The 22344-nt window shown below is 63.7% G+C and carries 26 protein-coding genes; 7 read left to right on the forward strand and 19 right to left on the reverse strand.

Features of this window, described 5'->3' with window-relative positions; all coding sequences use genetic code 11:
- From fliF to AC1RZR_RS11600, 17 genes are all read right to left on the reverse strand, one after another.
- Nucleotides 1–1644, reverse strand: a complete 1644-nt coding sequence (gene fliF / locus AC1RZR_RS11520; RefSeq protein WP_477277532.1) for a flagellar basal-body MS-ring/collar protein FliF — start codon at nucleotides 1642–1644, stop codon at nucleotides 1–3.
- 135 nt (nucleotides 1645–1779) lie between these two features.
- A complete protein-coding gene (locus tag AC1RZR_RS11525) occupies nucleotides 1780–2844 on the reverse strand; it encodes a flagellin N-terminal helical domain-containing protein (protein WP_477277530.1) in 1065 nt (354 codons plus the stop codon).
- A gap of 296 nt (nucleotides 2845–3140) precedes the next feature.
- On the reverse strand, nucleotides 3141–4127 hold the full coding sequence (locus tag AC1RZR_RS11530; protein ID WP_477277528.1) for a flagellin N-terminal helical domain-containing protein: 987 nt from the start codon (nucleotides 4125–4127) through the stop codon (nucleotides 3141–3143).
- Nucleotides 4128–4361: 234 nt separating this feature from the next.
- Nucleotides 4362–5093 carry a flagellar type III secretion system pore protein FliP gene (gene fliP / locus AC1RZR_RS11535; RefSeq protein ID WP_023810007.1) on the reverse strand — a complete coding sequence of 244 codons (732 nt, stop codon included), beginning with the start codon at nucleotides 5091–5093 and terminating at the stop codon, nucleotides 4362–4364.
- Complete coding sequence (locus tag AC1RZR_RS11540; RefSeq protein WP_477277525.1) at nucleotides 5090–5584, reverse strand: flagellar basal body-associated FliL family protein; 495 nt, start codon at nucleotides 5582–5584, stop codon at nucleotides 5090–5092. The genes fliP and AC1RZR_RS11540 overlap by 4 nt, the downstream gene beginning before the upstream one ends.
- A 19-nt stretch (nucleotides 5585–5603) precedes the next feature.
- Nucleotides 5604–6311 (reverse strand): flagellar basal body L-ring protein FlgH, encoded by a 708-nt coding sequence (gene flgH, locus AC1RZR_RS11545; protein WP_477277523.1) that lies wholly within the window; start codon nucleotides 6309–6311, stop codon nucleotides 5604–5606.
- Nucleotides 6308–6889 carry a MotE family protein gene (locus tag AC1RZR_RS11550; RefSeq protein ID WP_481828544.1) on the reverse strand — a complete coding sequence of 194 codons (582 nt, stop codon included), beginning with the start codon at nucleotides 6887–6889 and terminating at the stop codon, nucleotides 6308–6310. The genes flgH and AC1RZR_RS11550 overlap by 4 nt, the downstream gene beginning before the upstream one ends.
- A gap of 3 nt (nucleotides 6890–6892) precedes the next feature.
- Nucleotides 6893–8134 carry a flagellar basal body P-ring protein FlgI gene (locus AC1RZR_RS11555; protein WP_477277520.1) on the reverse strand — a complete coding sequence of 414 codons (1242 nt, stop codon included), beginning with the start codon at nucleotides 8132–8134 and terminating at the stop codon, nucleotides 6893–6895.
- Nucleotides 8131–8667: a flagellar basal body P-ring formation chaperone FlgA gene (flgA, locus tag AC1RZR_RS11560; protein WP_477277518.1), complete on the reverse strand. Its 537-nt coding sequence runs from the start codon at nucleotides 8665–8667 to the stop codon at nucleotides 8131–8133. Before flgA ends, AC1RZR_RS11555 begins: the two co-directional genes overlap by 4 nt.
- 5 nt (nucleotides 8668–8672) lie before the next feature.
- Entirely contained in the window at nucleotides 8673–9461 is a 789-nt protein-coding gene (flgG, locus tag AC1RZR_RS11565) for a flagellar basal-body rod protein FlgG (RefSeq protein WP_379102508.1), read from the reverse strand.
- Nucleotides 9462–9472: 11 nt separating this feature from the next.
- On the reverse strand, nucleotides 9473–9799 hold the full coding sequence (fliE, locus tag AC1RZR_RS11570; RefSeq protein ID WP_477277515.1) for a flagellar hook-basal body complex protein FliE: 327 nt from the start codon (nucleotides 9797–9799) through the stop codon (nucleotides 9473–9475).
- Nucleotides 9799–10215, reverse strand: a complete 417-nt coding sequence (flgC, locus tag AC1RZR_RS11575; protein WP_091577769.1) for a flagellar basal body rod protein FlgC — start codon at nucleotides 10213–10215, stop codon at nucleotides 9799–9801. The genes fliE and flgC overlap by 1 nt, the downstream gene beginning before the upstream one ends.
- A 2-nt stretch (nucleotides 10216–10217) precedes the next feature.
- Nucleotides 10218–10598, reverse strand: coding sequence for a flagellar basal body rod protein FlgB (gene flgB, locus AC1RZR_RS11580; RefSeq protein WP_477277513.1), 381 nt, complete (start codon nucleotides 10596–10598; stop codon nucleotides 10218–10220).
- An 85-nt stretch (nucleotides 10599–10683) separates the two neighbouring features.
- Entirely contained in the window at nucleotides 10684–11553 is an 870-nt protein-coding gene (locus tag AC1RZR_RS11585; RefSeq protein ID WP_481828545.1) for a hypothetical protein, read from the reverse strand.
- Complete coding sequence (gene fliI, locus AC1RZR_RS11590) at nucleotides 11534–12952, reverse strand: flagellar protein export ATPase FliI (protein WP_481828546.1); 1419 nt, start codon at nucleotides 12950–12952, stop codon at nucleotides 11534–11536. The genes AC1RZR_RS11585 and fliI overlap by 20 nt, the downstream gene beginning before the upstream one ends.
- 3 nt (nucleotides 12953–12955) lie before the next feature.
- A complete protein-coding gene (gene flgF, locus AC1RZR_RS11595) occupies nucleotides 12956–13678 on the reverse strand; it encodes a flagellar basal-body rod protein FlgF (protein WP_481828547.1) in 723 nt (240 codons plus the stop codon).
- 7 nt (nucleotides 13679–13685) lie between these two features.
- Nucleotides 13686–14807: a DUF1217 domain-containing protein gene (locus AC1RZR_RS11600; protein ID WP_477277505.1), complete on the reverse strand. Its 1122-nt coding sequence runs from the start codon at nucleotides 14805–14807 to the stop codon at nucleotides 13686–13688.
- Between the two features lie 147 nt (nucleotides 14808–14954).
- Here AC1RZR_RS11600 and motA point away from each other — a divergent pair, with 147 nt between their 5' ends.
- The 6 genes from motA to AC1RZR_RS11630 are packed head-to-tail and all read left to right on the forward strand — an operon-like array spanning nucleotide 14955 to nucleotide 19794.
- Nucleotides 14955–15830, forward strand: coding sequence for a flagellar motor stator protein MotA (motA, locus tag AC1RZR_RS11605; protein WP_481828548.1), 876 nt, complete (start codon nucleotides 14955–14957; stop codon nucleotides 15828–15830).
- 32 nt (nucleotides 15831–15862) lie between these two features.
- On the forward strand, nucleotides 15863–16810 hold the full coding sequence (locus AC1RZR_RS11610) for a FliM/FliN family flagellar motor switch protein (RefSeq protein ID WP_477277502.1): 948 nt from the start codon (nucleotides 15863–15865) through the stop codon (nucleotides 16808–16810).
- A 17-nt stretch (nucleotides 16811–16827) separates the two neighbouring features.
- Nucleotides 16828–17214, forward strand: a complete 387-nt coding sequence (fliN, locus tag AC1RZR_RS11615; RefSeq protein ID WP_477277500.1) for a flagellar motor switch protein FliN — start codon at nucleotides 16828–16830, stop codon at nucleotides 17212–17214.
- Nucleotides 17215–17257: 43 nt separating this feature from the next.
- The gene (locus AC1RZR_RS11620; RefSeq protein ID WP_477277498.1) at nucleotides 17258–18268 is read left to right on the forward strand and encodes a flagellar motor switch protein FliG; all 1011 of its coding nucleotides are present in this window, start codon (nucleotides 17258–17260) and stop codon (nucleotides 18266–18268) included.
- Between the two features lie 9 nt (nucleotides 18269–18277).
- Nucleotides 18278–19360 (forward strand): flagellar biosynthesis protein FlhB, encoded by a 1083-nt coding sequence (gene flhB, locus AC1RZR_RS11625; protein ID WP_477277496.1) that lies wholly within the window; start codon nucleotides 18278–18280, stop codon nucleotides 19358–19360.
- The gene (locus AC1RZR_RS11630; RefSeq protein WP_477277494.1) at nucleotides 19357–19794 is read left to right on the forward strand and encodes a BspJ family T4SS effector nucleomodulin; all 438 of its coding nucleotides are present in this window, start codon (nucleotides 19357–19359) and stop codon (nucleotides 19792–19794) included. Before flhB ends, AC1RZR_RS11630 begins: the two co-directional genes overlap by 4 nt.
- A 97-nt stretch (nucleotides 19795–19891) precedes the next feature.
- Here the strand turns inward: AC1RZR_RS11630 and AC1RZR_RS11635 are convergent, their stop codons facing one another.
- On the reverse strand, nucleotides 19892–20662 hold the full coding sequence (locus AC1RZR_RS11635) for a helix-turn-helix transcriptional regulator (RefSeq protein ID WP_477277492.1): 771 nt from the start codon (nucleotides 20660–20662) through the stop codon (nucleotides 19892–19894).
- The gene (locus tag AC1RZR_RS11640) at nucleotides 20659–21369 is read right to left on the reverse strand and encodes a helix-turn-helix transcriptional regulator (protein WP_477277490.1); all 711 of its coding nucleotides are present in this window, start codon (nucleotides 21367–21369) and stop codon (nucleotides 20659–20661) included. The genes AC1RZR_RS11635 and AC1RZR_RS11640 overlap by 4 nt, the downstream gene beginning before the upstream one ends.
- A gap of 506 nt (nucleotides 21370–21875) precedes the next feature.
- On the opposite strand from AC1RZR_RS11640, the gene AC1RZR_RS11645 reads away from it, so the two are divergent.
- Complete coding sequence (locus tag AC1RZR_RS11645) at nucleotides 21876–22289, forward strand: hypothetical protein (protein ID WP_477277488.1); 414 nt, start codon at nucleotides 21876–21878, stop codon at nucleotides 22287–22289.
- The last annotated feature ends 55 nt before the right edge of the window (nucleotides 22290–22344 follow it).

Below are 22344 nucleotides of genomic sequence, written 5' to 3' on the forward strand. Positions count from 1 at the left end.
TTACACCGCGACTTCCTGGGCGGCCCATTTGCGCAGGATCTGCGCGGTGCGCTCCTCGTTGAGGTCGACCATCCGGGCAAGCCGATCCTGTGGCGCCGGCCTGATCTTCTGGCGAAGATCGTCGAGAGGTGTGGGACTTGGGCGAGAACCGGGCAGGGCGCCGACGGCGCTTTCGGTGTTTGCGGTTGCTTCCGGCGTCGGCAGCGAGCGCTGGACTTCATCGTAGCTGGGACCCGACAGGGCAGGCGTCGCCTTTGCCGTCAGCGCTGCCGCCATCGGCCTCAGGCCGAAGAAGGCGACCAGGAACACCACGACGATGAAGGCGCCGGCATTGATCAAGGTGCCGGCATGCTGGCCGATGGAATCGAGCATGCCGGCCTGCGGGATCGCCTCGCCATCCAGCCCGTCGATAAACTCCACCGCCGAGACATCGATGACGTCGCCGCGCTTGTCGTCGAAGCCGGTGGCCGAGGTCACCACCTTCTGGATTTCGGCGACGCGCTTGGCAATCTGCTCGGGCGTGGCGTCCTTGCCGAGGATGGTCATCAGGCGTTGCTGGTTGACGACGACGGCAATCGACATCTTGGTGACGGTGTAGCCGTTGGAGACGGTGGCGATCTTCTTGGAATTGATCTCGTAGTTGGTGATCTCTTCCTTGCGGTCGTTTTGCGAAGAGGATTGCGGACCGTCGGTGGTGGTTGCCTGGGCTTCGGGCAGGTTCTGCTCGACGCTGGCCGGGGTGGAGGCCTGTTTCTGGTTGTTGTTTTCGTTTGCCCGCACCGACTGCACCGAGCGCTCGACGCGGGAATTCGGATCGAAAATGGTTTCTTCGGTCTGGCGGGTGTCGGTGTTGACCTCGGCCTTGACGCTGGCGCGGAAGTTGTCGGGGCCGAGATAGGCTGTCAGCGCACGGCGGATGTTGTCGCCGATCTGCGCCTCGACGGTTTGCTCGACGCCGAGCGTGCGGGCGGCGCTGGTGTTGGAAGGATCATCGCCCGCGGCAAGGAGATTGCCGTTGGAATCAAGCACCGTCACCTTGTCTGCCGACAGGCCCGGCACGGCGGCGGCGACGAGATGGCGGATCGACATGGCGCTCTTCTCGGCGTCGATGCCGGTGTAGCGGATGACCACCGATGCCGAAGGCTGCTGTTCGTCGCGGCGAAAATTGGCGCGTTCGGACATGACGATGTGGACGCGCGCTGCCTTGATGCCGGCTATCGACTGGATGGTGCGGGCGATCTCGCCTTCCAGCGCACGCACGCGGGTGATCTGCTGCATGAAGGAGGTGAGGCCGAGCGAGCCGACGTTGTCGAACAGTTCGTAGCCGGCATTGGCGCTGGTCGGCAGGCCCTTTTCGGCAAGCAGCATGCGGGCCTGCGCCGTGGTGCCGGCCGGCACGAGCACCGAGGTTCCGTCGGCGCCGACATCGAAGCCGATGCCGGCTTCGCCCAGCACCAGGCCGATCTGGTTCACGTCGGAGCGGTCGAGCCCGACATAGAGCGTGTCGTAGGCGGGGCGGTTGAGATAGACCGAGGCGATGCCGATAACGCCCATCACCAGAACGGCGATGCCCGCCAGCATGGCGAGGCGCTTCACGCCAAACCCGCGGAGATTCGAGATGATGCTCTGGATCTGTTCCGGCACGGTTCAACGACTCCCAGCATGATTGTCCGCCGGAACAGTAGTCCTCGAAGCTTGTGCGAAAATGAAATCGGGCCGCGCTTGCGGCGCGGCCCGTCAATCAGGATGCGGTAGGGATCGCGCCGGTGGCGCCCGCGATTAGCTCTTGAACAGCGCCAGGATGCTTTGCGAAGAGCTGTTGGCGATCGACAGCGCCTGGATGCCGAGCTGCTGCTGAACCTGCAGCGCCTGGAGGCGGGTCGATTCCTTGTTCATGTCGGCATCGACGAGCTGGCCGACACCACGGTCGATGGAGTCCATCAGGCTCTGGGTGAAGGTCTTCTGCAGGTCGATACTGCTCTTGGCCGAACCGAGGATGGTGGCGGAATCGGTCAACTGCGCCATGACCTTGTCCATCCTGGTGACCATCTGCGTGATGATGTCGTCGGTTACGCCGGTCGCGGTGATGTCGAGGTTGTAGGCCGAAATGTTGTCGACCTTGGCGACCGCTCCCGCCGCCGTCTGGCCAGCGGCGTTTGCGGCGATGTCCGTTGATCCGCCGGCGATCGCGGCCTGGTAGGCGTTGTCATACAGAGTCTGGGCGGCTCCCGTGGCGTAAATGGAAGTCTGGCGATCGAGGGTGCCGTAATTCTTGACCTCGGTGGCAAGGCCGTAGTCGAAAAGCTTGGTGCCCTCGACATCGATGTCGATCGTTCCGATCGAGACCGCGCCGGACGATGAGCGATTGAAGGAGGACACGATCTGGGAGTCGGGCTGGACACCATCATTGGCGACGGCAGTTTGCTTCGAAGTCACCGCAAGGAAATTCGAGCCGGAGAAGGTTGCCGCATCGGCAAAGGACTTCATCTGCGCCTGTAGCGCCTTGATCTCGGTCTGGGTCTTTGCCTTGGCTGCATCGGTCTGGCCTACGGTCGAAAGCACCTTGGTCTTGATCTGGCCGATGGTTGTCAGCACGTTGTTCATGCCGGTGTAGGCGGTATCGACTTTCGAGGCACCGAGGCCGAGCGCATCCTGAACAGTCGACAGGGCCGAGTTGTCCGAGCGCATCGTGGTGGCGATCGACCAGTAGGCGGCATTGTCCGAGGCCTGCGAGACCCGGTAGCCGGTCGATATGCGAGCCTGCGTCTGTTCGAGTGACTTGTTGGTGGCGCTGAGGCTCTGAAGTGCGGTTAACGCCGCGGCGTTTGTCATGATGCTCGCCAAGAGAGTCGCTCCTTCTCAAAAACCGACATGCTTCAGACATGCCGGACAGGCCTGTTCAACGGGTGGCGTCGTGCCGGTCGGACCGATTCCCCACTGTCGTAAGCTATTGGTTAACCATAACTAGCGCGGCATGGTTAACAGCCTGTTAAAAGCTGGCCTTTGAGAGCTAAGGAACGAGGGTTGCGCGAGCCTTGCAAACGCGCATCAAGCAAACGCAAAATCATGCAAACGCAAATCGGGCCGCGCTTTTGGCGCGGCCCGATGTTTTAGTGCGAACTAAGGTTAGGCGAAGGTGATCAGCCGCGGAAGAGCGACAGGATCGACTGCGACGAGCCATTGGCGATCGACAGCGCCTGGATGCCGAGCTGCTGCTGGACCTGCAGGGCCTGCAGACGGGTCGATTCCTTGTTCATGTCGGCATCGACGAGCTGTCCGACACCGCGATCGATGGAGTCCATCAAGTCCGAGGTGAAGGTCTTCTGCAGGTCGATACTGCTCTTGGCGGCGCCGAGCGTGGTGGCGGCGTTGGTCATGTCCTTGAGCGCGGCGTCGACAACGTTCATCTGCTGCTGGATCTGGGTATCGCTGGCAGCCGTGCCGCCCGAGAAGATGGTCAGCGAAGCGACAGAATAGGTGTCGGTGGCCGCTGCAGCGGCGCCCAGGGTCGGAGTCGAGGCCGTGGCGACCGCAGCGCCGGTGAGGCCGAGGCGGGCCGTGTCGAGAATGCCCTTCGCGGTCGGTGTGGCACCGGAGTCATAGAGCTTGATGCTTTCCACGTTGACGTCGATCGTCGAGATCGAAGCCGCGCCGGCGGAGTCACGGTTGAAAGCCGAAACGATCTTCACGTCGGCGGCCGTGCCCGTGGCGGTGGACACCGAAAGCATGTTGGTGCCGGAGAAGGTGGCGCCATCGGCGTAGGACTTCAACTGCGCCTGAAGAGCGGTGATTTCGGTCTGGGTCTTTTCCTTGGAGGCATCCGTCTGGCCGTAGGACGCGACCAGCTTCTGCTTGATCGAGTTGATGGTGGTGATCGCGGCGTTCATGCCGGTGTAGGCAGTATCGACCTTCGAGGCGCCGAGGCCGAGCGCGTCCGAAACGGTGGACATTGCCTGGTTGTCGGAGCGCATCGTGGTGGCGATCGACCAGTAGGCGGCGTTGTCCGAAGCTTGCGAGACCCGGTAGCCGGTCGAAATGCGGGCCTGGGTGTCCTGGAGGGATTTGTTGGTGGCGTTGAGGCTCTGCAGCGCGGTCAAAGCTGCGCTGTTCGTCATGATGCTGGACATGGCTACTCGTACCTTGTTCTTACACGTGTTTTTTTGACATACCGGCTCTTCCGGTATGACGGTGCGGCATCATGCCAATGATCTTCGAAATCGATCACCCGCCATCTGCGAGCGAATATGCGGGCTAGTCCCTACCAAAGGGCTAAACCGGACGGTTAATCGAAAATATATTGCTTGAAATTCTGCACTATAGCGGCGCGGCAGCGACCCGTTGCCAGCATCCGTTGCCGGGGATCAGTTGAAGGAGCGCACCAGGCTGCCGACAAGCAGGTTCCAGCCGTCGATCAGGACGAAGAACAGGATCTTGAATGGCAGCGATACCACCGTCGGCGGCAGCATCATCATGCCCATCGCCATGGTGATGGTGGCGACGATCAGGTCGATGACCAGGAATGGCAAAACGATCAGGAAGCCGATCTCGAAGCCGCGCCGGATCTCCGAGATCATGAAGGCGGGCACCAGGATGCGTAGGTCGACGGTGTCGCGCGAAACAGTCTGGCCGCGCTCGCGTGCGAGATCGGCGAAGAGGTCGAAGTCCTTGTCGCGCACATTGCGCAGCATGAAGGTGCGGAAGGGATCCGAAATCTTGTCGAAGGCTTCGGTCTGGGTGATCTGGTTGTCCATCAGCGGCTTGACGCCGGTGTTCCAGGCCTGATCGAAGGTCGGCGCCATGACATAGAAGGTCATGAACAGCGACAGCGAAATGAGAATGAGGTTTGCCGGCGTCGATTGCAGACCGATGCCGGCGCGCAGGATCGAGAAGGCGATGACGAAGCGGGTGAAGCTCGTCACCATGATCAGCAGGCCCGGCGCCACCGACAGCACGGTCAGCAGGCCGAACATCTGAATGATGTAGCCAACGGTGGTGCCGTCGGCCTTGCCGATGCCGCCGAGATCGAGTTGCTGGGCCGCCGCGACGGACGTGGCGGCGGCGATCATCGCCGTGGCGAGAAGGAACTTTCTCATTCGAGCAGCAATGTCCTGATAAGAATCTGCTTGGCGTGGCCCTGGCTGCGGATCGAGGCGCGTTCCTCGAGATCGGCCTTCAGGTGCTGGTAGCCGCTGGCGCCCTCGATCTGATGCATCTTCAAGGTGCGCACCAGGGCCAGCAGATCCTGATGAATGTCATCCGACATTGCCTGTGGCTGCGGCCCGTCGTAGACGACGGACACCTCCATTCGGATCCAGGTATCAGCAGGCGAGGCGATGTTGGTGGTGATCGGCGCCAGCAGGACGAGCGTCGGCCCCGCGCCTGGCTGCTCGGCGGTGGCGGGCTGTGCGCTCTTGCCTTCGTTCTCGGGCGCGACCGGCACCGACGCCGGTGACCCGACGCCCTTGAGATAGCCGCCGGACATCCAGCCCATGCCGATGGCCGCCGCCGTCACAATCAGCAGCATGCCAGCCTGGATGGCAAGGGAGGGACCCTTGCGCGGCTGAACCTGTTCGACATTTGCCACGGTGCCGTGTTCCCCAATCCTAGAACGGAAGAACCTGGTCGAGAACCTGCTGGCCGTAGGCAGGTTGCTGGACCTCGGTGATGCGGCCGCGTCCGCCGTAGGAGATGCGTGCTTCGGCGATGCGTTCGTAGGGGATGGTGTTCTCGGCGCCGATGTCGGCCGGCCGCACGATGCCGGCGATGGTCAGCACCCTGAGCTCGGCGTTGACGCGCACTTCCTGCGATCCCTTGATCATCAAATTGCCGTTCGGCAGGACATCGATGACGATGGCAGCGACATTGAGCTCCAGGGTTTCCGAGCGCTTGATCTCGCCGTCGGCGGTCGTGTCCGTGGTGGAGGTGAGAGCGCCAGCGCCCTTGCCAGCGGTGCTCCACTTGTCCCACTGCGCGCTGAGGTCGTAGCCGAGCTTGCGGTTGGCGGTGCGGCTCCGGTCGTTCTGGTTCTTGAAGTTGGCCCTGTCGTTGATCTTGATCTTGACGGTCAGGATGTCACCCTGCGACAGCGCCCGGGGGTCGGTGAACAGCCTGCTCTGGCGGTCATCCCATAACGAGAATTTCCGGACCGGCGCGGGCGGCGTTTCGGGATAGCGATAGAGGGACGAGGTGTTGCCGCCATCGATGCCGGAGCCGACCGGGGACAGGGCCGGCTCCTTGCCGACCTCCTTCAGATTGGTTCCGCAGCCAGACAGCCCGGCGACCGCGCACAGGAGGAGCATTTTGCGGATCATGACGGATCTACCCTTCGGGCTGCGCTGGCCATGATGCCGGTGAGCGTTGCCGCCGCCTTCTGGTCCATTTCGTTGAGGATGACGCTCGCCTTGCGTGAATCGAGCTTCATCAAGATCGCCGCCGCCAGATCGGCGTTGACGATGGCCAGCCGTTCGGCGGCAGCGTCGGGCTTCATGCCGGCATAGATCTGGACGACGCCGTCCTCGGCCCGGGCCAGGAAAACCTCGCGCCGTTTCAGCCAGGTCTCGTATTCGGCCCGCTTCTCCTCCAGCGCCTTCATGCGCTGGTCGATGCCGGCCTGGAGCTGCTTCATCTCTTCCGCCTGCAAGGCATAGCGGCGGTCCCGGGCCGCGTCGGCGATGTTGGAGCAGAAGCGCTCGATCTCGCTTTGGTCCGGTGCCTTTTCCCGCGTCAATTGCTGTGGGGCCTCGGCGACCGGTGCGCCCGGCAGGACCTGCCGAACCGTCTCCTCGCCGTGTGCGGCGCTGCCGGGAAAGGACATGGCGGCGACAACCGCGAACAGGATTGCAGCGGGGCGGCGTCTTGCATGATGTGAGAGGGAGCGCGTCATCGGCATCGCCTATTGCAGAACCAGGTCGGCCTGCAGGGCGCCGGCCGACTTGATGCCCTGCAGAATGGCAATGATACCGTCCGGCTTGACGCCGAGACGGTTGAGGCCGGAAACGAGCGTTTCGAGATCGGGTCCATCAAGCACGGCGACGCGGGCATCGGGCCGGTTGGCTTCGATGGCGGTGAACGGCTCGACGGCGGTCTCACCCTTGGAGAAGGGCTCGGGCTGCACGACGCGTGGCGCCTCGGTGATGCGCACGGTGAGCGTGCCGTGGCTGATGGCGACCCGTGAGATCTTGACGTCGTTGCCGATGACGATGGTGCCGGTGCGCTCGTCGATGACGACACGGGCCGGCGTATCGGATTCGACCACCAGGTTTTCGATCTCGGCATAGAAGCGGGCCGCCGAAACACCCTTCGGCCTTCTGATCTGCACCGTGCGGGAATCGCGCTCAGCCGCCACCCGCATGCCGAAGCGCTGGCTGGTATAGTCGTTGATGGCGTCGGCGATGCGAATGGCGGTCGAGAAGTCGGGATTGCGCAATTGCAGCGTCAGCGTCGCCTGATCATCGAACTCGGCCTGCACCGCGCGCTCGACGATGGCACCGTTCGGCACGCGACCGGAGGTCGGCACGCCTTGCGTCAGCTGCTCGGCCTGACCCTTGGCGGTGAAGCCGGAAACGATGACCGAGCCCTGGCCGACGGCATAGATCTCGCCGTCCGCCGCCTTCAAGGGCGTCATGATCAGCGTGCCGCCGGCGAGCGAGGTCGCGTCGCCCATCGAGGAGACGTCGATGTCGATGCGGGCGCCCGACTGCACGTAGGGCGGCATGTTGGCGGTGACGATGACGGCGGCGACATTCTTGGCGCGCGCGCTGCCGCCTTCGGTGGCGATGCCGAGATTTTCGAGCATGGCGCGGATCGACTGTTCGGTGAACGGCGAGTTGCGCAGGCTGTCGCCCGATCCGGCAAGCCCGATGACCAGGCCGTAGCCGACCAGCTGGTTGTCGCGCGAACTCTGCAGCTGGGCGATGTCCTTGATGCGCGAGGCGACCTGGCCCGGCGGCAGCGAACTCGGTCCGGACGAGACCCGGAACATGCGGCTGGTGGTGGCCGGATTGTATTCGGGATCGTCGTAGACCCCGCCATTCTTGGCGGCGAGCTCGCGCTTGGCCTTGAGCGTCAGGCCGTCGGCCAGCGCCGGCTGCAAGCCGAGCACGGCTGCCAGTATCAGGGCAAGTCCGCGCATCATGAAGCGCTGACCTGGATGGTCCCATCCGCCATCACCGTGCCGGACAGGATCTTGCCGCTGTCGATGTTGCGGACCTTGACGAGGTCGCCGGCAGCACCCGGCTGCAAAGTCACCGCGGTGGCCGAGATCGTCAGTCCGCCGGCGATGAAGAAGACCTGCACGGACGCGCCCTGTTCGACCAGCCACGCTTCACGGATGGCGGCGGAGGGGATGTAGCGGCCGGGCAGCAGCGTGCGCTTGGCGACCTTGCCGTCGAGTTCCTCGGCCCGCGTGGCGACCGCGTCCGGCTTGTGTTTGCCGGCAATGAGGGTCACCTGTTTCAGGGCGGCGAGCTCGATGGTCTCGCCGGGATAGATGACCCGGTTGGGGATCAAGATAACCTCGCCTACAGGTTGATTGCTGGCGATCTGAGTGGCCGATTGGTCTGTCGACTGGTTTGCCGATTCCTGGGCGAAAGCCGGCATGCCGCCGGCCACCAGCGCAAGGACGAGCGCGGTGCGGCGGAGCGCGGAACAGGGGATCGGCATGGCCATCATCCCTACCTGATGTTCTTGGAAACGACGGAGGCCATGTCGTCGGCGGCCTGGATGACCTTGGAATTCATCTCATAGGCGCGCTGCGCCGAGATCAGTTCGGTGATTTCCTTGACCGGGTCGACGTTGGAGGCCTCGAGATAGCCCTGCTCGATGGTGGCAAAGCCGGGATCGCCGGGCACGCCGACATTCGCCGGGCCGGAAGCCGTGGTTTCCTGGAACAGGTTGTCGCCGAGCGGCGCCAGGCCCGCCTCGTTGGCGAAATTGGCGATCTGGAGCTGGCCGAGGGTCTGCAGGTCGGTCTGGCCGTCGATACGGGCGAAGACCTGTCCGGTCTTGTTGACGATGACCTCGACGGCGTCGGTGGGAACGGTGATGGCGGGAATGACGGTGGCGCCGTCGACCGTAACCAACTGGCCGGTGGCGTTGGTGTTGAAGGCGCCGGCGCGGCTGTACAGCGTGCCGCCGTCGGCGCCCTCGATCTGGAACCAGCCCCTGCCGGTCAGCGCCATATCGAAACTGTTGCCGGTGCTGGTCAGTTCGCCCTGGGTGTGGACGTTGCGCACGGCCGTCGTCTTGACGCCGAGGCCGATCGAGACGCCCTCCGGCACCAGCGAGGCGTTGGAGCGGTTGGGCACGCCCTGCGTGCGGTCGACCTGATAGAGCAGGTCGGAGAATTCGGCGCGGGCGCGCTTGTAGCCGGTGGTGTTGATGTTGGCGATGTTGTTGGCGATGACTTCCAGATTTGTCTGCTGGGCATTCATGCCGGTGGCGGCGATGGCGAGTGCTTTCATGGCGGAATTCCTCAGATGCCCATTCGACTGACTTCGAGATAGGCGGAAACCACCTTGTCGCGGATGGCGACGGCGGTCTGAAGCGCCTGCTGCGCGCTCATCACGGCGTCGACCACCTGGCGGGTGTCGGCGTCGCCCTTGAGCGCCTGCATCGACACCTGCTCGGCATTCTGCATGGTGTTGACGGTCTTGGAGGCCGCCTGGCTCAGCGCCTCGGCGAAGGAGCTGCCGATGTTGCCGCCGGCCGAGGGTGTCGCGCCGCCCTGGAGCAGGCTCGTTACCGCGTCGTCGCCGCCAATCGATGACTTGAACTGAAGGGCTCCGATGCCGCTGATCATTACTGGTTCCTCATCAGGTCGATGGTCATGGAAATCAGGTCGCGTGCCTGCTTGACGACCTGAAGATTGGCTTCGTAGGAGCGGTTGGCCTCGGTCATGTCGGCCATTTCGATCAGCACGTTGACGTTGGGCATCTTGACGTAGCCCTTATCGTCGGCGGCCTCGTTGCCGGGCTGGAACTCGACCGGAAAGTCGCTCGGATCACGATCGATGGAATTCACCGCGACCGTCGAGCTGCCGGAGGTCCGGTCGAGCTCGGAGACGAAGCTGATGGTCTTGCGGCGATAGGGATCGGAGCCGGGTGTGGTGCCGGTCGACTGAGCGTTGGCCAGGTTTTCCGAAACCACGCGCAGGCGCTCCGATTGGGCGCCGAGGCCGGATGCTGCGACTTTGAGGGCTGCTGTGAGCGCGTCCATGGTCAGGTTTTCACCGCCATCATCATCATCGAATGGAACGCCTTGACGATCGCCGTGTTGAGCTCGAAGGAGCGGCGCACCTCGCCGGCTTTCATCAGCTGGTCTTCCAGCACCACCGAGTTCTTGGACGGCATGACAACGCCGTCGCCTTCCTGCGGCCTGATGGTGAAGCCGGCATTGGTCGCGGCGTTGCCGAGATGGCCGGCCTGCGTGGCCTGCAGCGATACCGCGGTGCGGTCGAGCACCTTTTCGAACGGCTCGACATCGTTGGCCGTGTAGCCCGGCGTGTTCGCGTTGGCGATGTTGCCGGCGATGGCGGACTGGCGCACGGCCAGCCATTGCGCTTGCTTCGCGGCGAGGTCGAAAAGGGAAACGGGCTCCATGGGAATCTCCGGGCGGGTTCCCGAAGACTAGGCCGCCAGTCTTGCGCGGACCTTGCGGATGGCCGGACGCCCGAGACGGGGCGTTTTACCTGGAGAGTTCGATCACCTGGTCGGTGCTGGTGACCATGACCCATTTGCCGTTGCGCTGCTCGATGGAGGACACCAGGCTCGAGTCGGGCAGTATCGAGCCACGCTGGACGATCCACAGTCCGGCGTCGTCCTCGATCATGGCGCGGCCATTGGCGACATGAACCATGCGGAATTTCGCGGCGTCCGCCGGAAACGGTTGCTCATTGGGCGCCGGCGCGGGATTGGCATCATCCTGCACGGTTCCCGTGGCAAGCAGATCGAGATTGGCCGCCGGAACGTCTTTTGCCGTCAACGGCGCGCTGCGTTGGGCGACCACACCACCACCCGCCCGTCCCGAGTTGCTGCCGGTGCCGCCGAACTTGATCGCCTGGACGCCGAATTGTTCCTGGTTGAAGAAGATGTACCAGGGAAACAGGGCGCAGATCAGCCCGAGCGTGAGGCCGAGCGCGGCAACGACGAAATCGCTGCGTCGGTCGGACTTTTTTTTCAACCTGGGAAACTGCGCCTTTGGCGGCTGCGGCCATTCGGTGACCGGGAACAGGCCGTCGATCAGCGAGTCGCGGCTGGCCTGCGTCCTCTCGGCAGCCGCTGCCTGGGGAACCCTGGGCAAAGCGGGCTCGGCAGCTCTCGACAGAACAGGCTCGGCTTTGGCAACCCTGGGCAGGATTGGCTTGGCAGCCCTGGGCAGGATTGGCTTGGCAGCCCTGGCTAGAACAGCCTCGGCTTTCGCAGCTATGGCGCGGGCAGCCGTTGCCCTGGCGACTCTGGCTTCGGCAGCTCTTGCTTCCTCCGCAGCGTTGGCCTCGGCGATCATCTCGCGCAAGATACGCTCGGTGTACTGGCGTTCAGTCTCCTGCATCGGCATTCAGCTTACCCTTGAGGTGGCGGGCGAGATCGGAGAACGGTTCGGCTGACGGGCGGTCCTTGGGCGATTGCGTCAGCGCCTCATAGATCAGCGGCACCTGACGCACGGCGATATCGAGTTCGGCGTCGACCCCGCCCTGATAGGCACCCAGCAGACGGATATCGCGTGTGTCCTCGAAGCGGGCGATCATCGACTTCAGCCTTGTCACCAGCGCACGCTGTTCGGCGCTCCAGGCCTTGCCGGCCAGCCGCGATATGGACGACAGCGGGTTGACCGGCGGATAGCGGCCCTGTTCGGCGATCGCGCGGTCGAGCACGACATGTCCATCGAGAATGCCGCGCACGGAATCGGCGACCGGGTCGTTGTGGTCGTCGCCGTCGACCAGCACGGAAATGACGGCGGTGATCGACCCCCGACCTTCAACCCCGGGGCCCTCCGCGCCGGGCCCGGCGCGCTCGAGCAGCTTGGGCAGTTCGGTGAACACCGAGGCCGGATAGCCGCGGGCGACCGGCGGCTCGCCAGTTCCCGTCGCCACCTCGCGCAAGGCATGGGCGAAGCGGGTGATCGAATCCAGCACCAAAAGCACGCGGTGGCCCTGGTCGCGAAAATGCTCGGCGACGCGCATGGCAGTGTCCGGCGCACGCCGGCGCATCATGGCGCTCTCGTCGCTGGTGGCGACGACTGCAACGGTCTTGGCCATGCTGTCGCCGATGGTGTCCTCGAGGAATTCGCGGACTTCGCGGCCGCGTTCGCCGATCAGCGCCACGACGACGGTGTCGAATGCATCGGCGCCGGCGAGCATGGCGAGCAGCGTCGACTTGCCGACGCCGGAGCCGGCAAAGATGCCGAGACGCTGGCCGAGGCAAAGCGGCGTGAAGATGTCGATGACCTTGACGCCGGTCATGAAGGCGGTGCCGACGCGCTGCCGTGCCATGGCGCCGGGCGTCGTCTGGGCCCCCCTCGAGGTATCGTCACCCCTGACCAGTGGCGAGCCGCCGTCGATCGCCCTGGTGAGCGCGTCGATGGTGCGACCTCGCCACGAGGCATGCGGCGCCACCGCGAGCGGACCGCGGCGGAACACGGCGTCACCGATGCCGGCATCGGCGCTGCGTTCGAAGGGTGCTACGACAATCTCGTCGCGGCCGATCTTGACGATCTCGCCGCGACGCGTGCCGGCATGGCCGCGCTGCTCGACGATGTCGCCCAGCCTGGCGAAGTCGGAAAGGCCGTGCACCTTGTAGTGCGTGGACGTGACCTCGGTGACGCGGCCGCCGCGCTTGAGCAGCGCCTCGGTGTCGGCGAAACGCCGCCATACCCGTTCCAGCGCGGCAAGCCGGTCTTCCGGCGCCGGCTGGAGCTGTCTTTCGGGTGCGCGCAGGGATGGCTGGTCGAGCGACATGGACTATTTCGAGCCGAGCGTCTTGATCGCCTCGTCGGTGGAGGAGTCCGTCTGCCGCATCAGCGCGGCGGTGTTCTCGAACGCGCGCTGCAACATGATCAGCCGGGTGATCTCCAGCACCGGATTGACATTGGATTCCTCGAGAAAACCCTGGGCGATCCCGGTATCGGAGCGATCCGTGACCGGCTCTGGCGTACGCGCCGGAACGATGCCTGAATTGCCGTAGCGGACGAAATTCTCACCTGGGTCGAAAGTGTAGACGCCGATGGAACCGACAAGCTGATCGTTCTGGCGCAGCGAGCCGTCGGCACCGGCCTTGGGCGGACCGTTGCGGGGGTCGAGCTGGATCGGCGCACCACCGGCATCGAGCACCGGGTGGCCCTCGATCGACATAAGCTCGCCATTCTCGTTCATCGAAAAGCGCCCGTCGCGGGTCATGACGGTGCCGACCGGCGTATCGATGGCGAACCAGGCATCGCCCTGGATGGCGAAGTCGAACGGATTCCCGGTCTCGGTCAACGCGCCGTTTGCGCCGGAAAGATAGGTCTTGCCCGAGGATGCGAAGGACACCGATTTCGATCCGGTGCCTGACACGACGTCCTCGAATTTCACGCCGGTGGCGCGAAAGCCGATCGTCGAGGCGTTGGCGACATTGTCGGCGATCGTGTCGAGGCGGCGCTCGAGCGCGATCTGCGAGGAAAGGGCGACGTAGAGGCTGTCCCGCATGATGCTCTCAGGACCTCAGTTTCTGCATGGCCATCATCAGGTCGGTGGAAATGCCGACCGTGATCGGCTGGGCAAACAGCACGCTGACCGAGGTGACGGCCGATGAGGTCGGATTGTTGATCTCGTACATGCTGGTGAAGCGTGTCAGGAACTTGCCGAGCTTCTCGGGGTCGGAGAAATCCGAGATGTCGAGTTTCTGCTCGAACAGCTGCGCCTGCTTGTCGATATTCGCGGAGGCGAAGGAATCGGGGAGGCCGAGCGCGGTGCGCACCACGCTGGCAAGGGCGGTGTCGGCCAGCACGTCGTACCAGCTGGTGATGGTTGGCGCCTTGCGGTCGAAGTAAAGCGCCAGCCGCACACCCTGGTTGGTCTGGCCGGCACTCTCTTCGAGGGTCTGGCGCATGTACTTGTCGACCGTCGGTTGCTGCGCCGGATTGATGGTGGTGGCGTTTTCGCCATAGGCTTCGAAGTTGAAGGTGGAGGCGAGTGCGGCGTAGGTCTTGTCCGTCATCTTGTTGGCGACGCTGTCGGGGTCGCGGACCCCGCCCTGCAGAACCTGCTTGATGAGATCCTTGTCCTCGGTCGCCGAATCGAGACCGAATGAGGCGAGGGCGTATGTGTAGAGCCGGTTGTTCGACATCAGATCGTCGATCGACTTCACCTTCGTGATGTTGGCGAGATAGTATGTCGTCTCGCCCTTCACGTAGTCGGAGTCCGGATCGAGGCCAGCGATCTCCGCCTGCGTGGCGTAGTTCTTGGTCACCATCTGCTGCGCCTTGTTGTAGATGGTCGCATCGGCGCCGTTGGCGGCGAAGTTGAAGGCGCTGACAAAATCGGCGTAGCGCTTGTCGGTCAGCTTGTTGGCGAAACTGTCGGGGTCGGAGACACCTTCCTTCAATGCCTTGACCATGAAGGCCTTGGCGTAGTCCATGTCCTCGAGCCCGTAGGCCTTCATGGCATATTTGAACAGCCGGTCATTGTTGACGAAATCGTCGATCGATTTCACCTTGGTGATGTTGGCGAGATAATATTTGGTATCGCGGTCAACCACGGGCTGCTGCTCGATCCTGTCGAGCGACTGCGAGATGTCCTTGGTGATGAGCTGGTAGCTGGTAAAGGTATTAAGCAAAAACGTGCCTCCGGCCGAAGCTATGTCAGCACAATAGCCCCACTTCCTTGCGCGAAACTGAATCGGATCCGCGGGCTTCGATTCAAGCCTCACACAAGGCACGGGGGCTATCCCTTGCTCCTGTTGTGAAATGCGGAAGGACCTCTCGTGGGCATTCTGATTGGACTGGTGGTAACGCTCGGCTGCGTCCTCGGCGGCTTTATGGCCATGGGCGGTCATCTTCACGTGCTGATACAGCCATGGGAAGCAGTGATCATCTGTGGCGCAGCTTTTGGCACCTTCCTCGTCGCCAATCCAATGAAGACAGTCAAGGACACCGGCAAAGGCATTCTCGAAGCCTTCAAGCAGGCGGTGCCGAAGGAACAGGACTATCTCGAAACGCTCGGCGTGCTGCACTCACTGATGCGAGAGTTGCGGTCAAAATCCCGGAGCGAGGTCGAGGCGCATATCGACAATCCCGAGGAATCGGCGATCTTCCAGGCCTTTCCGACCGTGCTGCATAACCATGACCTGACGCATTTCATCTGCGACTACTGCCGCATCATCATCATCGGCAATGCCCGCTCGCACGAGATCGAGGCGCTGATGGACGAGGAAATCCAGACCATCAAGTCGGACAAGATGAAGGCCTATCACGCAATGGTGGCGGTCGGTGACGGCCTGCCAGCGCTCGGCATCGTCGCCGCCGTGCTTGGCGTGGTCAAGGCGATGGGCGCGCTCGACCAGTCGCCGGAAATCCTCGGCGGCCTGATTGGTGCAGCACTTGTCGGAACGTTCCTCGGCATCTTCCTGTCCTATTCTGTGGTCGGACCGGTCGCCACCAAGATCAAGACGGTGCGCGAGAAGAAGAACCGCCTCTACATCATTGTCAAGCAGACGCTGCTGGCCTACATGAACGGCGCACTGCCGCAGGTGGCGATCGAGTTCGGCCGCAAGACCATCTCGTCCTATGAACGGCCGACGATCGACGCCGTCGAGCAGAGCACGATGAACACCGGCACCGTCGATAGGAAGGCCGCCTGAACGATGCGCGACAGATCGGTCCCTGCACTGTCATGACCAGTCCGGGCAGCCCAGCGGAAGCGCGCTCGCTGATCATCGAGCGTCTCGTCGGCGACAGCGGCGAGGCCGCCCAGGTCATCGGCACCGGCCGGGCCATGGCCGAGCGAGCCGCACCGCTGCTGCAGAAGAGCCTCACCAGTGAACTTGGCGTTCCGGTCACCGTCGATCTCAGGGCGGTCGAGGTCAGCCGCGTCGCGGAGGCGCGCTCGCGTGCCGGCGATACGTTTGCCATGACCATCGTCGCATCATCCACGTCCTCCGATGCGATGACCCTGGTGATCGATGCGCCGGCGATCGCGATCATGATCTGCACGCTGTTCGGCGGCGACCCGGATATGCCTGCATCTCCGATAGAGCGCGATCTGTCGCAGATCGAAGTCGATGTCTCGACCATGGTGTTCCAGCAGGTCGCGCAGGCCCTCAACGGATCGGGACGGCGCTCGCTCGACCTGCGCCTGCCGGCGCCGCGGGCGATGTCGGGCACCGAGGCGAAACGGCACGTGCTGCGCGATGGTGCGGCAGTCCGCATCGTCCTTGGCATCTCGACGCCGGCCGACAGCGGCACCGTCACGGTGACGATGCCGCAGCGTGTCGTGCTGGCCAGCCGCGACGGTGCCGCCGCTGTCAGCGACGACGATCACAGCTCCAGCTGGCGCGCGCGCTTTTCGGAAGAGGTGATGCGCTCCGCCGTGGCGCTCGAGGCCACCATGCCGCTGGCGCGGCTGACGCTCGGCGACCTCGCCGGTTTCGAAATCGGCCAGATCATCGAATTCGAGGAAACGGCGCAGTCGCAGGCGCGTCTCAGCGCGCGCGGCCAAACGCTGTTCGTGTGCGAGTTCGGTAAACTGGGGCAGAATTACACCGTCCGGATCAGGCATCCCTACGATGCCGGGCAGGATTTTATCGACGGGCTGATGCCGGCTTCCGCCGGACGCGCCTGAGCATTTGGAGACGACGCATGGCCAACACCAAGGCGGAAGCCGACCTCGACCAGCCGGACGAGCAGCTCGACCGTGCCATCGAAGAATTGCGCGGGGTCCTGCATGAAGAGGAAAGGCGCCCCGATGCGGCGTTGAGGGCCGCTTCCGGTGCCAATTCGAGCGTCATCATGAACATCCCGGTGGATGTCCAGATCATCCTCGGCAGCACCGAGATGCCGGTCTCCGACCTGATGGCGCTGCAGAAGGGGTCGACGGTGGCGCTCAACCGCCGCATCGGCGAACCTGTCGACGTCGTGGTCAACGGCCGCAAGATCGCGCGCGGCGAGATCACCGTGCTGGAAAGCGATCCGTCGCGCTTCGGCATCAGGCTGACCGAAATCATCGCCGGCACGAAGGGCGCCTAGACATGGATTGCGGGGCTTGCCGGTGGCAGCGGAGGCGAGAGGCATGACGACGCCAGTGACCCTGACCCGCGCGCAGAAGGCGGCCGCCATATTGGTGGCGATGGGCAAGCCATCGGCCAGCCGTCTTTTGAAATTCTTCAAGCAGGAAGAATTGAAGGCGCTGATCGAGGGCGCCCGGCTGCTGCGGACCATTCCGCAAAGTGATCTCGAGCGCATCGTCGCCGAGTTCGAGGCCGAGTTCACCGAAGGGGCGGGATTGCTCGATTCCGCCGACAGGATGGACACCATCCTCAATGAATCGCTCTCGCCCGAAGAGATGAGCGCGATCATGGGCGACAAGAAATTCGAGGCCGCGCCGGAAGGCCCGCCGCCGATCTGGCCCGAGCTCGAAAAGCTCGAACCGGCGCGGCTTGGCGCGTTCCTCGCCGGCGAACATCCGCAGACCGCGGCCATGGTGTTGTCGAAGCTGGCGCCGCAAACGGCAGCGGGCGTGCTCCTGACGCTGACCAAGGCAACGCGCGGCGAGATCATCAAGCGCATGGTGACGATCGCCAACGTTCCCGACGCCGCCAGCAGGATCGTCGAAAACCGACTGCGCAGCAGCGTGCTGACGGAAACCTCGACCAAGGACACGTCGGCCGGCCAGGCGCGTGTCGCCAGCGTGCTCAATGAACTGGACAAGCCGCTGCTCGAGGAGGTCATGCAGGATCTGGAGGCCGCCGGCACGCCCGATCTCGACGGCGTCCGGGCCCGCCTGTTCGCCTTCGACGACCTTCCGCTGCTGACCCAGAAAGCGCGGGTGCTGCTGTTCGACGGGCTGTCGACCGAACTGGTCACGCTGGCCTTGCGCGGCGCGCAGGCGGGACTTGCCGAATCCGTGCTGTCGGCGATCGGCGCGCGGTCGCGGCGGATGATCGAAGCCGAGCTCGGACAAGGGTCGGAGGGCGTTGCCCTTGCCGACATCACCGCGGCGCGCAAGACGATCGTGACGACGACGATCCGGTTGTCGCGCGAAGGCGCCTTCGAGCTCCCCTCGACCCGGAACGCCGCCTAAGACCGCGACATGGCTGACGCGGTCGACAAGGATTCGAAAACCGAAGAGGCGACGGAAAAGAAGATCCGCGACACCATCGAACAGGGCAAGCTGCCCCATTCGCGGGAAACGGCGCTGCTGGCATCCTTCGTCGCCATACTGGTGTTCACCGTCTTCTACGCCAAGGACGCGGTCATCGATCTCGGCATGTTCCTGTCGATGTTCCTGGAGAAGCCGGAAGCCTGGCCGATGGACACCGAAACCGATGTCATCGCGCTCTACAAGATCGTCCTCCTCGAGGTGGGCCGCGCCGTGGTCAGCCTGCTGGTGCTGTTGACCGTTGCCGGTGTTGGCGCCTCGGTGTTCCAGAACATGCCGCAATTCGTCGGCGAGCGGGTACGGCCGCAACTCTCGCGCATCTCGATTGCCAAGGGCTGGAGCAGGCTGTTCGGCATTCAGGGTTGGGTCGAGTTCCTCAAGGCACTCGGCAAGGTCGGTTTTGCCATCGTCGTGCTGAGCTTCACGCTGTCGGAAGACCACCGCAAGCTGCTCGCCGGCATGATCACCAATCCGGTTGCCTTCGGCCTCGTGATCCGTGGCATTGCCGTCGACATCCTGGTGGCGATCGTCTTCGTCATGGGACTGATCGCGGCGGTCGACCTCGTCTGGTCGCGCTTCCACTGGAAGCAGGACCTGCGCATGAGCAAGCAGGAGGTCAAGGACGAGTTCAAGCAGTCCGAGGGCGATCCGATCGTCAAGTCGCGGCTGCGCTCGCTGGCGCGCGACCGGGCACGCAAACGGATGATGACGGCGGTGCCGCGCGCGACACTGATCATCGCCAACCCGACGCACTTCTCGATCGCGCTGAAATATGTGCGCGACGAGGATTCGGCACCGATCGTGCTGGCCAAGGGGCAGGACCTGGTGGCGCTGAAGATCCGCGAGATCGCGCGGGAACACAACATCCCGATCTTCGAGGACGTGGCGCTCGCCCGCTCCATGTACAAGCAAGTTTCGGTCGATAGTGTGATCCCATCGCAATTCTATCAGGCCGTCGCCGAACTGGTGCGGATCGTCTACTCGAAAAAGGCTGAGCGCAGACAGATTTCATGAACCGGCAACCGCACGCAAAATCCCGCGAGATCATCGTCGCCAGCGCCATCGAGCAAGTGGTGGCGGAACTCAGGCTGATCGATGTCGCCGACTACATCGCCTTCATCCGGCTGGAGCATTTCGCGTGCCTGTCGGATCTGGTCGACTCGGCTGTGGAGCTGTTCTTCATGCCGGGCACGCTGCGGCTCGGCCATGGCGCCGAGGCGCATGTCGACTGGAGCGGCAGCCCGCGCATCGTGCTCGATCTGGAGCTGAGGCCGCCGGGTGTCACCGTCTATTTCCAGCTGACGCTGAGCGAACTTGGCGCCTCGGTGATGGTCAACTACGTGTCGTTCGAGAAGCCGGGCGAGGATCCCGAGCACAACACGGCCCTGCTCGAGGCGGTGATCGAACAGGCGCGTATCCGCAAGGTCGAGCCGCTGGCCTTTCGCTGACCATCAGTCGCTTCCGAGCCGCTACACGCCGTTGTTTTCATGCATGTCGTTTTCCCAGAACCGGGTCCACTTTTTGGCGACATGCATTGGAATTGCCCTATTCGATCAGGCCCAGCCGCAACGCCTTGGCAACGGCCTGGTTGCGGTTGACGGCGTTGAGCTTCTGGGTCGACTGAGTCAGGTACTGGTTGGCGGTGTGCACCGAAAGCTTCAGAAGCCGTGCGATCTCCTCGCTTGTGTTGCCATTGGCGGTCAGCTTCAGGCATTCGAGCTCACGCTTGGAGATCGCGCGCATGCGGCCGGCTTCGATCGGGCGGATGCGGGCGACGGCGGCGAACAATGAAAAGCAGCGGGCGTGGATTTCGTAGAGGGCGTCCTGCGGCAGGGCGATCTCGGACCCCAGGAATACGACGAGGCCGCATTGCCCGCGATCGGCATGGACAGGGAAGGCGATGCCGCTGGTGCCGGGCGCCAGCGGCGCCATCTGTTCGGTCCAGGCGAGATTGCCGAACGCCTCCGCGATGGCGGCGACCCCGTCGTCCGTCCACCAGCGCGGCTCCGTCGAGTTCCGGGTGTGGCGCACGATCTCCTCGCCATTGGCGCCTGAAATGAACTTCGTTGCCACCGCAATGCCGGGATAGTCGGAATCAAGACAAGGGACGAGCCGTGCCCGTTCGGGCGAGGGGCTGACGAAGAACAGGCCGAAGGCCGAGGCGTTGATGTCGACAGCGATCCAGCGGCAGCGGCGCACGGCGTCGGGAATGGTGACGGCGTGATGGGTTTCGGAGCCGAGCGAGAAGGCGCCGAACGGATTGCGCTGCTCGTTGAAAAGGGCTTCGGCAGCCTCCTTGATATCGGCGTGTTTCAAATGATGCCGCTCCTGATCGCCGTGGCGATGGCCATCGCGCGGTTGCTGGCCGCGAATTTCTGGATGGCGTGGGTGATGTAGCTGTTGACGGTGTTGGAGGAGACGCCAAGGATGACGGCAACCTCGTCGGTGGTCTTGCCTTCGGAGACCCAGAACAGGCATTCGCGCTCACGATCCGACAGCGGGTCCTGCATGGCGGCGGCGGCAATCAATTGCGGGATGTGCGAGAGCGCGTAGCAGCACTTCAACTGCGCCCGCATCAGCGCCGGCTGGTCGATCTTGCCGGCGGTTGCGGCCGAAAACAGCGCGAACAGGCGCTGGCGGCCGACATTCAGCCGGAGCGAATAGATCTCGGCATGGCCGAGCACGTCGAGAAGCCGCGCCTCCTCGCCGGTGACCAATCCGTCTGCCTCGGGTGCCTGGGAGGCTACAAGCGGTCTCGGGCGGATGCCGGGCGCGACGGTGAGCGCACCTTGCGCAAGCCCGGCGATCAGCCGCTTGCCGGTCAGCTCGATGGCGTCGAAAATCCAGTTTGACGAAACGATGCGCGCATCGTTGCGGTCCTGGTCGTGGACAATTGCAACCAGCATGTAGCTGTCGGCGCCGATCTCGGCGGTCAGTTGCATGAAAAAGCTGGTGAGATCACCGCGCGACGTCAGGCGCGAGCCCAATGTGTCGGATTGAAGAAGCGCGGCGGGACTGCTCATTCTTGTTGCTTTTGGCCGGAATCGTTTCTGCCGTCCGGATGCTGGGTGCCAGCCGCCGAACCCGAATACGCATTACTTTGACGAAGACACACTCATGGCGCAGAGCTGCGCCAACCAGATCCGAATCCATTCAGGGAACGCGAAGCCGTCCGCGTCTGGTGCCGGAAAATCTCCGGAACGTGAGACTTTGGGTGGTCGCCGCGCCCCCCAAGGACCGGCTGATTCGGGTCTAATCTACCCGCAGATGAATCCGACATCAAACGCGATTTGACAAAAACGAATCTGGTGGACTCGTGTGCGACTCAGAGGCGGGCTCGCAAGCCTTTTCGCGACTCTGGGGGTCACTGATACGCCGACACGAAAAAGCCGGACGATATTGCGAAGCTGCGGTATCGAGGGCCGATCGATTCCGATAGGTTTCGCCGACCGGCAGGGATGGGCGTCCCGTCGGTCGGACTGGGCGAGACGGCCAGCGCTTGTTCGCGGCCATCGGCATGGGGATGATCATGAAGCGGGAGACCTCGGCCGGCCTGTTTGGTTCGCTGATAGGCGCCGTCGGCTCCGGTTCGACGCTGGCGGACCAGCAGAGCCGGATGACAGTGCGCACCCAGCTGACGCTCGACGCGGTGCAGAAACAGGCGCTGGCACTGTCGTCGCTCGATCCGTCACTGATCGTGGTGGCAGGCGATCCGGACGTGGTGATGCCGCAACTTGCCGCGATCGGCCTCAGGGATGTCGAGATCGTCAAGCGCGGCGATGAAGGCGAGCAGACGGCGATGCGGGCGCTTGATCTTCTCGGTGGCAAGCAGCAGGCGCCGCTGTCCGCCTCGCCATGGCGGGTCGGCGACGGCGGCACGACGCGCGCGGTGCATTCCTGCACTGTAGCAAAGGATTGCGGCGCGCAGATCCACGCCGATTGATCGGTTACATGCGCGGCCGCCGGCCGCGCGCAAATCTTGGCACTGTTGGTTTCGG

The organism is Mesorhizobium bavaricum (assembly GCF_056781655.1).